The 12,202-nt window shown below is 36.8% G+C and carries 10 protein-coding genes and 1 pseudogene; 8 read left to right on the forward strand and 3 right to left on the reverse strand.

The genetic code is table 11. The features are described from left to right. Positions 1 to 29: 29 nt before the first annotated feature. A complete protein-coding gene (locus tag Q0X77_RS03845) occupies positions 30 to 2,090 on the reverse strand; it encodes a S9 family peptidase (protein ID WP_297793258.1) in 2,061 nt (686 codons plus the stop codon). 144 nt (positions 2,091 to 2,234) lie between these two features. Between Q0X77_RS03845 and Q0X77_RS03850 the strand changes: the two genes are divergently transcribed. Together Q0X77_RS03850 and Q0X77_RS03855 are read left to right on the forward strand one after the other, a co-directional pair. Beyond that, on the forward strand, positions 2,235 to 2,561 hold the full coding sequence (locus Q0X77_RS03850; protein ID WP_297793313.1) for a YbaB/EbfC family nucleoid-associated protein: 327 nt from the start codon (positions 2,235 to 2,237) through the stop codon (positions 2,559 to 2,561). Between the two features lie 109 nt (positions 2,562 to 2,670). Beyond that, positions 2,671 to 2,988 (forward strand): YegP family protein, encoded by a 318-nt coding sequence (locus Q0X77_RS03855; RefSeq protein WP_297793316.1) that lies wholly within the window; start codon positions 2,671 to 2,673, stop codon positions 2,986 to 2,988. Here Q0X77_RS03855 and Q0X77_RS03860 read toward each other — a convergent pair whose 3' ends face one another. After that, positions 2,989 to 4,011, reverse strand: a complete 1,023-nt coding sequence (locus Q0X77_RS03860) for a GntG family PLP-dependent aldolase (RefSeq protein ID WP_297793319.1) — start codon at positions 4,009 to 4,011, stop codon at positions 2,989 to 2,991. A 20-nt stretch (positions 4,012 to 4,031) separates the two neighbouring features. After that, a pseudogene (locus Q0X77_RS03865) lies at positions 4,032 to 6,366 on the reverse strand (zinc-dependent metalloprotease). A gap of 193 nt (positions 6,367 to 6,559) precedes the next feature. Between Q0X77_RS03865 and Q0X77_RS03870 the strand changes: the two are divergent. The 6 genes from Q0X77_RS03870 to Q0X77_RS03895 all read left to right on the forward strand — a co-directional run bounded on the left by Q0X77_RS03870 (position 6,560) and on the right by Q0X77_RS03895 (position 12,071). Beyond that, the gene (locus Q0X77_RS03870; protein WP_297793322.1) at positions 6,560 to 8,023 is read left to right on the forward strand and encodes a circularly permuted type 2 ATP-grasp protein; all 1,464 of its coding nucleotides are present in this window, start codon (positions 6,560 to 6,562) and stop codon (positions 8,021 to 8,023) included. Positions 8,024 to 8,030: 7 nt separating this feature from the next. Beyond that, positions 8,031 to 8,978: an alpha-E domain-containing protein gene (locus Q0X77_RS03875; protein ID WP_297793325.1), complete on the forward strand. Its 948-nt coding sequence runs from the start codon at positions 8,031 to 8,033 to the stop codon at positions 8,976 to 8,978. Between the two features lie 43 nt (positions 8,979 to 9,021). Next, positions 9,022 to 9,879, forward strand: coding sequence for a transglutaminase family protein (locus tag Q0X77_RS03880; protein WP_297793329.1), 858 nt, complete (start codon positions 9,022 to 9,024; stop codon positions 9,877 to 9,879). Between the two features lie 65 nt (positions 9,880 to 9,944). Then, positions 9,945 to 11,040, forward strand: a protein-coding gene (prfB, locus tag Q0X77_RS03885; protein WP_297793332.1) for a peptide chain release factor 2 whose coding sequence is annotated in 2 segments (ribosomal slippage) — positions 9,945 to 10,007 and positions 10,009 to 11,040 — 1,095 coding nt in all. Because the reading frame shifts where the segments join, the coding sequence is not laid out codon by codon here. A gap of 42 nt (positions 11,041 to 11,082) precedes the next feature. Next, positions 11,083 to 11,430 carry an arsenate reductase (glutaredoxin) gene (gene arsC, locus Q0X77_RS03890; protein WP_297793335.1) on the forward strand — a complete coding sequence of 116 codons (348 nt, stop codon included), beginning with the start codon at positions 11,083 to 11,085 and terminating at the stop codon, positions 11,428 to 11,430. Positions 11,431 to 11,570: 140 nt separating this feature from the next. Further along, a complete protein-coding gene (locus Q0X77_RS03895) occupies positions 11,571 to 12,071 on the forward strand; it encodes a hypothetical protein (protein WP_297793338.1) in 501 nt (166 codons plus the stop codon). Positions 12,072 to 12,202 lie beyond the last annotated feature (131 nt).

Below are 12,202 nucleotides of genomic sequence, written 5' to 3' on the forward strand. Positions count from 1 at the left end.
AATCTGCGGCAAAATTACTATTTTTTTTTCTAATTAATGATTTTACCCTCCAAATCTAATAGAAAACTGTACTCCTGGGCAGTTTCTTTCAATGCCTTAAACCTGCCGGATGCTCCTCCATGACCCGCGTCCATATTTGTATAAAGGAAAAGTGTATTTGTATCTTTTTTATATGACCTTAGCTTAGCTACCCACTTGGCCGGTTCCCAATATTGAACCTGAGAATCATGTATTCCGGTAGTTACAAGGATATTTGGATAGCTTTGTGCTTTTACATTGTCATACGGGGAGTACGATTTCATATAGTCATAATATTCTTTCTTATTTGGATCACCCCATTCATCATATTCTCCTGTAGTTAGCGGAATAGAATCATCCAGCATTGTCGTAATTACATCAACAAATGGTACCGCTGCTATTACCCCATTATAAAGTTCTGGCTCCATATTAACAATTGCTCCCATCAGTAAGCCTCCTGCGGAACCCCCATAGGCATATAAGTGTTCTTTACTTGTGTATTTATTGGCAATCAAAAATTTAGAACAATCTATAAAGTCTGTAAATGTATTTGTCTTTTTCAAAAGTTTTCCATCTTCATACCAGTTCCTTCCTAAATATTCACCACCCCTCACATGTGCTATTGCATAAATAAACCCTCTGTCCAAAAGACTTAATCTGGCAGTTGAAAAGTAAGGGTCTGAGGTACTGCCGTAGGATCCATAACCATACTGTAAAAGTGGGCTATTGCCATCTAATTTGGTGTCTTTATGATAAATCAGGGATATTGGAACCTTTTTGCCGTCTCTCGCACTGGCCCAAAGTCTTTCAGAACGATAATTTTCTTTATTAAATTTATCCCCTAATACTTCCTGTTCTTTCTTTATTTCCTGCTCTTTTGATTCCATATCGAAATCAATAATAGCATAGGGAGCAGTCATTGAGTTGTAAACAAAACGGTAAGTCTTCGTATCAAAATCAGGATTTACATAGGAGTAGGCCACATAGGTCTCATTATCAAAAGGGATATAGTAACTATTTGAACCATCCCATCTGCTGATCTTTAATTTATTTAAACCATTATCGCGCTCCGTTAAGACATAATAATCCTTGAAGATCTCTATATCCTCAAGGAGGACATCTTTCCGATGTTCGATAAATTCTTCCCAATTTTCCGAGGAAGTATTTGCCTCACCAACCTTCATTAATTTAAAATTGGTGGCATTATCTTTATTGGTAAGAATATAAAAATTATTACCGTAATGATAAATAGAGTATTCCAGGCCTCTTTCCCTTTTTGAAAACAATTTAAAATCCCCATTGGGATTATCGGCATTAAGTAGTTGAAATTCAGATGTTAATGTGCTGTATGAGCCAATAATAATGTATTTCCTTGATTTTGATTTGTAAACAAATGTGTTAAAGGTATCATCCTGCTCATGAAATATTAATTCATCTTCTTCACTTGACGTACCGAGGACATGTTTATAAATCTTATCTGATCTCAAAGTAACCGGATCTTTCTTTGTGTAGAATAATGTCTTGTTGTCATTGGCCCAGACTGCACTTCCTGTGGTATTATCTACTTTATCGTCATAAATCTCATTCGTTTCAAGGTTTTTGATCTGAATATGGTATTGCCTTCTGCCGATGGTGTCTGTTCCGAATGCTGCAAGTTTATTATCCGGACTTACAGAAACACCTCTTAAATTATAATACTCATGCCTCTTTGCAAGTTCATTGCAATTGAATAGTATTTCTTCAGGTGCTTCCAGAATTTTATTCTTACGCGAATAGATGGGGTACTCTTTCCCGGTTTCATATCTGGTGATATACCAATAATCATTTAATTTGTAGGGTAAAGAAGTATCATCTTCTTTAATTCGACCCTTCATTTCTTCAAACAATTCCTTCTGGAAAGATTTGGTGTGATAGGTAAGTGTGTCATAATACTTATTTTCCTCTTCCAAATAAGCAAGAACTTCTTTGTTTTCCCGTTCATTTAACCAATAATATTCATCAATCCTTATATCACCATGCTTTTCTAATTGAACAGCCATCTTTTTAGCCGTGGGGGCACTAACAACTTCCATATTTTGATTTTGATTCTGGCATGATACTGCCATAATGAGAATTATGAAGAAAACCTTCGTTCTTTTAACAAAGTATAACATTAAATATATTTTTTAAGGGCGCAATTTAGTAATTTTGAAGTTAGCAACACTAAAGAGAAATATATGTTTGGAGACTTAATGGGTATGATGGGTAAACTAAAAGAAACCCGGGAAAAGGTCAAAGCCACAAAAGAGAGATTAAATTCTGTTATGCTTGAAGAAAAATCTTCAGATAACCTTCTTTCAGTCACTATAACGGCCAACAGAAATTTGAAAACTATTCAGATCAGTGATGATCTCCTAAAGGACAAAGAGCAGTTGGAGGACTATCTTGTTCTTACCATAAACAAGGCTATAGAAAAAGCTACTGAGATCAATGAAACAGAGCTGGCAGCGGTAGCTAAGGAAGGTATGCCTGATATTCCGGGTATGGATTCCTTCCTTAAATAACATACTATTTATTTAGGAGCACAAACAATTAGTCAAATTGGCTTTTGCAAAAGTTAATACCCTATGATTTTTCAGCAATTTTTAATACTTTTAGGTAAATACTCCCTGAATGATTAAGATAAACAAGCAAGACAATAACACCTATAATTTCTCATTGAATACCCCCCACGGCAATGCCTTACTCAATAGTATAGGGTTTTCCAGTGAAGAAGAGATAAAAAATGTTGTAGACAGCCTAAGGTTTCCTGATAAACCTCAATATGCGTTTGAACGGAGAACAGATCATAACGGGAATTTTCTTTTTGATCTCAAGGATAAAAAGGGAAAACTCATAGGAAAGAGCCAACTTTACAGTTCTGAGGCAGGTATGGAAAATGGTATTAAGAATTTAAAAAATAGACTAGCCCACCTGAAAAAACTTGACTAGCTACAAAGTTCTTAGGGTTTTTTGTAAAATTTCATGCATGTCATCTGTATAATCCATATGGGTTACCATTCGTAATTTTCCTTGCCCCATACCAATAATATAGATTTCCTTGTCCTCTAGTTTTGCAATAAAATCTTCTGCGCTAAGATAGTTCTCATCTATTTCAAAAATTATAATATTGGTCTCCAGCGGTTCCACTTTTTTAATAAAGGGTAAACTTTCGAGCAGTAAGCCAATTTCACCAGCTTTCTTGTGATCTTCCGAAAGTCGTTCAATATGATTATCCAGTGCATATATACCTGCAGCAGCTAAATATCCGGACTGGCGCATACCGCCGCCTAATATTTTCCTGATTCGCAAAGCCCTTTCAATACTTTCTTCGGACCCAACCAATACTGAACCTACCGGACATCCCAATCCTTTGCTAAGACAAACACTAATAGTATCAAATAATTCTCCATACTGCTTTGCTGACTCCCCTTTTTCCACCAGGGCATTCCATATCCTTGCCCCGTCTAAATGGTAAGCCAAACCATGCTTTTCACAGACATTCTTAATTCGTTCTAGTTCCGAAAAATCCCAACATGCTCCTCCCCCTTTATTTGTCGTGTTTTCGACACAAACCAGTGAAGTTAAGGGGCTATGGTAAAAATCAGGTGGGTTTATCCCTTCCTCCACCTGATCTGAAGTCATCATACCTCTATGGCCGTCTATTAATTTACAGGAAACCCCGCTATTAAAACTAACTCCCCCACCCTCATAATTATATACATGGGCATATTTATCACAGATTAATTGATCTCCTGGTTTGGTGTGAAGCTTTATCGCAGTTTGGTTCGTCATTGTACCACTAGGGAAATACAGCGCGGCCTCCTTATTAAATAACGCAGCTACCTTTGCTTCAAGCTTGTTAACCGAAGGATCTGCCTTAAAAACATCATCGCCTACATCTGCAGACCTCATGGCCTCAAGCATTCCCGGGGACGGTTTAGTAACCGTATCACTTATTAAATTGATTTTCATAAAATTTTTAGTGTATCTGTCTAATTCATACAATCCATACCAATAGGGGAACCATCGGGGATTTTAGGTGATTTTATAACCTTAAATTCCTTAAATTCTTTATAAAAGTAATCAACCCTTCTGATCATCTCTCTGGCATCTAAATCATCAGTATTTTTTAAGTATAATTTAATTGACCTGAGCTGATTATTGGCAATTGCATTTACCTGAGGATGTACTTCTTTATGGGCAGCGAGATTCATGATATGGTAGAGCACACGATAGTTAACAGATTTTTGAACTTCATGCAAATATGGGTCTTTCAGGTCTTTTTCTATTGTATTTTCAACCAATTCATTTAACACATATTGCAGTCCAATCTGCCGCGTATCTAAACTTTTTTGTTGTATTAATCTGGAGGCCCTCTCAGGGTGTAGCAATAACCCCAAAGTCATGTCCGAAGCTGTTTCAGGAGCAGAGAGAACATCGAAGGAAATACCTGCCCTGCCTTTAAAAGATTCCCTGGTTCTGGGATATCCCAGGGCTCTGGGGGGAAATAATGATAATTTTGCCTCAGGGATAGCAATTACATTTGCATCTAATGTTTTTAACAATATCTGTAGTGCCTTAACCTGTTTGTCTCTTTCAAGGGTTTCAACAGTTTTCTGCCCATCGCCTTTTAAAGCATAGTTGTAGTCGAGACCGCCAATCATTTTCGAAACTGCTTCAGTCTGGTATCGGTGAAAGAAATACAGTGGAGCAAAAACATCTTCTAAAATAGTATTTGGTTCATTTTTCCGAATATTTTCAATGGAAAAATTCTCTATGGCAATTGCTCTGATCTTTAATACATTTTCCAGTTCCTCACTGGCACTTTTGCCGTTATCCCACAAATGTGCTAAGGCATGTGCCCCACCCAAAGGCCTTGCATCCTTATCGGACATAAAGCGCAATCCTTTGCCGGAGGCTTCTGACAATATCTTATTTAAAGCCTGCTTTTCGTCTGTTCCTTTTTCAAATTCCGCATAGGAATAGGCAACCGTGGTTTTATCCCATTCTCCAATTCCTGTGTCATAAGCTTCTGAAAAATCTATCTCGCCATTTACAATTTTTAACTGAGGATGCGGATAATCCATTACTGAAGCTCTTGAATTGGTACTTGCGGCAAAATTATGGGTAAACCCAAGTGTGTGTCCAATTTCATGTGCAGAGAGTTGCCGTATGCGGGCCAAAGCAAGTTCTAGCAGCTCATCATAATTATCATCATTATCTTTAAATGGACTGTTTGATAGCGCCTGAGCGATTAAAAAATCCTGGCGTATCCGCAGGCTACCCAAACTTACATGCCCTTTAATGATCTCTCCTGTTCTTGGATCAGTAATACTGCTGCCATAACTCCAACCTCTTGTGGAACGATGCACCCATTGAATTACGTTATACCTTACATCCAAAGGATCAGCATCACCATCGACCCCCTTCGAGCAAGGCAGAACGCACAGGTTCTGGGGTGCCATTGTCCAAATAATAAATTATGGGCTCTTCAGCCTCACTAATTTCTGCTTCAGGATCCTTTTTTGATAACCTATGCCGGGTTATAAAGCGTTTGAGAATGGGTTCCTGGATAGGGGTTGCATAATCATAATACGAAAATGGATAAGAGCCACTTCTTGGATCAAAAATTCTTTGTTTATAATCTGAGTCGGGTAATTCAATAAACGAATGATGCTGGGCAACTGTTATCAGATCCGGATTTGGGCTTACAGACCTGATATATTCGCCCTTGGATTCTCCCTTAAAAGTCAATGTAACATCAAACTCTATATTTTTTGGAAACGCTTTTGTCCTTTCAAGTGCCATGGCGCTTTTAGTCTTATCAAGTTTGTAAGTTCCCTGCTGTTTTTGCTTCAGGCGTTTTGTAACCCCATGAACATCCTGAACTAAAAAATCACTGATATCAATAATATATTTACCTGTTGATTCTTCCACTATTTTAAAACCAAAAAGTACAGATTTGGCAAAAGCTTGCTCTACAGATTTTTTTTCTAAATCATTGTCTGTAAGTGCCCTGTATTTTAAATTGGGTTGAATAAGAAGTAGTTTATTCCCCGCTTTTTTAAAATATACAACCTGCTCATTTCCAAGTTGTCCTCTATCTAAACCTATATCATTACTTCCAATTCCGCTACTTAGGGAATACACGTACAGAAAAGGCTTTTGAAGTTCATCAATTTCAAGATAAATCTTATCACTGGTAGTGTCATAATAGAAGTCATAAAAACCTTCATATTTTTGAAACGCTTTGCTCTTTTCAGTGAATTGAGCAATGGAAAATTGACAAAAAATAAGTACTAGTATAAAGGATAATATGTTTCTCATTGTTGCGAATTAAGCGCTAAATTTAGATAAATTCCGCTAATATCTGTATTAATCTTGGTACTTAGTGAAAATAAATAAATCCGCATTAATCCGCTGGATATTTTAATGTATAGCTAAAAAACAAGCAGGATTATTTTGAAATATCTATTCATAAGCTGATTAAAATCCACTATATTGAAACAAAGTAATTTGTATGACAAAAATCAAGAATCAGATCTTTTCATCTTACCTAAGAAATCCATCATTATATGATGAAATTTATGATAATGATGGAAATGTAAAAGAGGTGTACAAAAAGCTTTTTGATTTATATGGGGAGCATTCTATAGAAGATTACGCCAGTCTTAATGTCAAGGCCAGGTCTTCTTTCTTTAACCAGGGAATAACATTTCAGGTTTATGGCAAGAAAAAGTCTCAGGAAAAAATATTCCCATTTGATTTATTTCCCAGAATAATTGATCCGAAAGAATGGGACTTTATAGAGCGTGGTGCAATTCAGCGCAGTAAAGCACTTAATCTTTTTCTTTGGGACATTTATCATGAAAAAAAAATAATCAAGCAAGGCCTGGTACCAATGGAACTTATAAGTTCCTCAGGGAATTACTTACACCAAATGATGGGGGTAGATCCTCCGGGAGATATATATAATCATATCTCCGGCATCGATATTATTAAACACAATGATGGTAATTATTATGTGTTAGAAGATAATATTCGCTGTCCCTCAGGGGTAAGTTACGTCATTTGTAACCGAACAGCTCTTAAAAGGGCCCTATTTGGGGTTTTTAACCATTATCAGACCCATACGGTCACCGATTATGCCGAAAACTTGTTGGAACTACTTGAAACAACTAAACCACATGGAGTTGATTTACCGGTTTGTGTTGTTATAACTCCCGGAATGTATAATTCGGCATACTATGAGCATTCATATCTGGCAAAAACAATGGGTGTTGAGTTAGTTGAGGGGCGTGACCTTTTTGTAGAGAATGATTTTGTTTATATGAAAACTATCAGAGGTCCGCAAAAGGTGGATATTATTTACCGCCGTATTGATGATTTATTTATTGATCCCTTAGAATTTAGACCCGATTCTTCATTAGGTGTTCCCGGCTTATTCGCTGCATACAAAAAAGGTAATGTAACAATAGCCAATGCTCCCGGGACGGGAGTCGCAGATGACAAGGCAGTTTATACGTATATGCCCGAAATTATAAGGTACTATTTGGATGAAGAGCCTATCCTGAACAATGTTCAGACCTATCACTGCAACCGGCCGGATGAATTAAAATACGTTTTGGACAACATTCATCAACTGGTTATCAAACCCGTAGATGAGGCTGGTGGATACGGAATCTCAATAGGCAATAGATTGACCAAAGAAGAAATTGAAGAAGTGAAAAAACAGGTTAAGTCAGATCCGAGAAGATATGTAGCGCAGCCCATTATGTCTCTCTCTGTGCACCCTACCTATATTGCAAAAAAAGAATCTTTTGAACAACGACACGTAGATCTTAGAGTATTTACAGTACTGGGTAAAGATAAAGAGTTTGTACTAAAAGGAGGACTCACCAGGGTAGCGTTAAAAAAAGGAAATCTAATAGTTAATTCATCGCAGGGAGGTGGTTCTAAGGACACCTGGGTGCTAAAAAAATAAATAAATTATGCTTGCAAGAGTAGCGGATAATCTTTTCTGGATGGGTAGATACATTGAACGCTCTGAACATATTGCCAGATATTTAAGCGTTAATTATTTTTCCTCCCTTGATGCACCTAACGATTTGTCTCAATCCAGGCAATTTGTACTGCGATCAATGCTATTTATGGTTGGAGAGCCACAACTAGACCAAACTTTAGATATTAATGAAGAAGAAGTTCTTTTTAATATTGGCCTGAATCCCGAATCAGCATATTCAATTATTAACAACGTAAAAAATGCACGTGAAAATGCCAATAGTGCCCGGGATCTTATCTCTACCGGACTATATGAGTCCATAAATAAATTTTACCATTTTATATTAAACTATGATCCCGCTGTTCTAGTAAAAAATGGTCTTCATGACTTTACAACAAATGTTACCGAAATGACGGCAATTTTACGCGGTAAAATTCGCGGCACATTATTACACAATGAGGCTTACGCAATAATAATGATGGGAGTAAATATTGAAAGAGCTACCCAAATAATACGAATGATTAATGCCAAATATCGGGATGCTCTGGAAGCACAAGGCAGCTATGGAGATACGTTTAGCAATAGTTTTGAGTGGACTACCTTATTAAAGTGTGCCGAATCATATGATATGATGAGGCGTTTATATAAAAAACCTCCTAATAGTATCTCAACCTTGGAATTCTTAATTTTAAACCCAAACTGCCCAAGATCTATTATGAATAGCCTGAACCAGGTTTATAAGCATATAAGGGATTTGGACTCTAGCAAACATTACAATAAAAATGCTACTGCCTTCCTGGTTGGTAAAGTAAGATCGGAGTATGAATATAAACACATTGAAGAAATAGAAGGCAATATTCAGAGTTTTATAGAAGATATACTCAACAGTTTAGCACAAATCAGCACAAAAATGGAAAAGGAGTATTTTAACTACTAAAATCATTTTCTATCAACTACTTTAGTGCAACTTTATAATACTTATGTCATTAGAATATTCCATTGTCTATAGAGCTGAAAACCATTATGATACATGGATTACTGACGCACATTGGCAATTCCTGATCATTCCTGAAGAAAATGACACACAAACTCATATCAATTTAAATTTTAAAAACTCGGTTCATGCCATAAATGAACATTCTGTTAACGGTTATGGTTTTAAAACTATTCGTGTGCAACCAAGGGAAAAATTTAAGGATATTTCTTTTGAAGCCAAATTCAGTTTAGTAAAAAAGAAGGTTAATCCTTTTGATTTTGCGGATGAACTCAACAGGGAGCAAGCTTATAGAAGAATTCGCGAGTTGGAATTTAAAGTAGACTTTGAGCCATTTCTCAGGACAACTAATTTTACCAGCATACCGGTCAAATATGAAAAAATATTTATGTTTGATGAATTCAAATCTATATTTGAAAACCTTCAAGAACTCAATCAATGGGTTTTTAATCATGTTTATTACACAACAAATGTTACCGATGTAGATACTACTTTGCATGAAATTATCAGCAACAGACATGGGGTTTGTCAGGATTTTGCCCATTTGTTCTGTGCAATAGCGAAGCAAAATGGGATTCCGGCACGGTATGTTTCGGGTTATCTCCATCAGGGAAATGGTTATTTTGGAGATTCGCAAATGCATGCCTGGACCGAAGCTTATATCCCCGGCATAGGGTGGTTAGGGTTTGATCCGACAAATAATCTAATTGCGAGTGACAATCATATTAAAGTTTCGCATGGAAAAGATTACAAGGATTGTTCTCCCTTGAGAGGGGTAGTTTATGCAAGTGGAAAAAATAAAACCAAACATTCTGTACAGGTCGTGGCACAACAACAACAGTAAATGATTTAAAAATCAACCAAAAACCAAATAAAAGATCATTATTTTTGATCGAAAATTCAAATAAAATGGTAACAACAGATCAACATAAAGATCTTATAGAACGCCTTGGTGCGTTGAGGAGGTATCTTTGACATAGATGCCAAACTCATAGAAATAGAAAACGAAGAAGAAAAAACACTTGCACCGGATTTTTGGGACGACCCTCAAAGTGCTCAGGCACAGATGAAACTAGTACAATCCAAAAAAAAGTGGGTGACAGATTTCAATAAGGCAGAGGATTTAATCAATGACCTTGAAATCCTTTTAGAATTTGCAAAGGAAGGCGAAGTGTCTGATGAAGAGGTGACTATTCAATACCATACTTCCTTAGAAGCCATAGAAGACCTTGAATTCAGAAACATGCTTTCTGATGAAGGGGATAATATGACCGCAATTTTACAAATTACTGCGGGAGCCGGCGGTACGGAAAGCTGCGACTGGGCGGCTATGCTAATGCGCATGTACATGATGTGGAGTGATAAAAATGGGTATAAGGTAAAAGAACTGAATTATCAGCCTGGAGATGTTGCTGGTATTAAAACAGTTACCCTGGAAATTGATGGAGAATTCGCTTTTGGTTGGCTAAAAGGGGAAAATGGGGTACACCGGCTTGTTCGCATCTCTCCATTCGATAGCAATGCCAAAAGACATACCTCTTTTGCTTCTGTATATGTTTACCCCCTGGCAGACGATAGTATTGAAATAGAGATAAATCCGTCAGATGTGGAAATTACCACATCCCGGTCAAGCGGTGCGGGCGGACAAAACGTGAACAAGGTGGAAACCAAAGTCCAGTTAGTGCACAAGCCCACAGGAATTCAAATTTCATGTTCAGACTCCAGGTCACAGCATGATAACAGGGCCACTGCGTTAAAAATGCTTAAATCACAATTATACGAAATTGAACTCCGAAAGAAGCAGGAAGCCAGGAGTGAGATTGAATCTTCGAAGATGAAGATAGAATGGGGTTCGCAAATCAGGAACTATGTAATGCATCCTTACAAACTTGTCAAAGATGTTAGAACAGGAAGAGAAACCGGAAATGTGGATGCAGTAATGGATGGAAATATTGATGAGTTTTTGAAGGCCTATCTAATGACTATGGGGCAAAAGGAAGCATAGATAGTAAACTAACAAAATAATTAAGTAATAAAAGAACCTGTAATGATAGAAATTTATCACAATCCCAGATGCCGGAAATCCAGGGAAGGCCTGGCCATAGTAGAATCTTCGGGACAAGATTACAAAATCATTAAATATTTGGAAAACACTCCTTCAAAAAAGGAGCTAGCCATAGTTTTAAGTAGCTTATCTTTTAGTCCATTACAACTGGTGCGCAAAAATGAAGCTATCTGGAAAGAAAAATTCAAAAATAAAGCGCTTACAGATGATCAGATAATCGAGGCAATGATAAAATATCCCAAATTAATTGAACGCCCCATCGTAATAAAAGGAAATAAAGCCGTTATTGGCAGACCAGCTGAGAATATAATTGAACTCCTGGAGAACTAGAGATAAGATATTTAAAGAATGTTTAGACTTTGTTGTAATTTTAAATGAAAATTCATAGAGTTAAAAGGAGGTGATCTATTAACATATATTTAACCGCATAAATACAAACCTTCTTCTAATTTTACAAAGTCGTGAAAGAAATGAAAAGTATCATCAAATATATCATCCCGTTTTTTGTGTTATTGGCATTGGGCTTAGTTGAAGTAAATGCCCAATACGGCTATAACAATGGTTATAACAATCGGAATAACAGACGAGGTAGTGGCATTCCCCGAATTGAAGAACCTCAGCGTAAACCAGAGAATCTGACAGCCGATGAAATTATTGACAGAGAAATGCCTAAAATCATAGAAGCCTTAGAATTAAATTCCTTTGAACAGGCCGTGGTTTCCTCTATTCTCACCAAATATGTACAACAATCCATCGAACTTCAAATATTAAAGTTACCTGCAGATAAAAATAGGGAAGCGATGGACAAAATTCGGGAAAATCAAGCAGCGGAATTAAAAGCCGGTCTTCCTGAAGAAAAATTCAATCAACTGGCGGAACTTCAACGACAAGGTTACGCTAAAATGAAAAAGAAAAAGAAAAAAGAGAAGAAGAAGAAGAAGGAGAAGAAAGAGAAGGATGAAAGTCAATGACTTTAATGGTTATAAAGTGACTATTACATCCGCTTCGTTAGCATTTCTGAAAATAACTACCAAAACCCTTACTTCACCTTTTTTGTATCTGTTTAGCACCCGGGATTTTTTGATTTAAACCACACTGCCAG

The sequence above is a fragment of the uncultured Eudoraea sp. genome (assembly GCF_947258925.1).
In the GTDB taxonomy this organism is placed as follows: Bacteria; Bacteroidota; Bacteroidia; order Flavobacteriales; family Flavobacteriaceae; genus Eudoraea.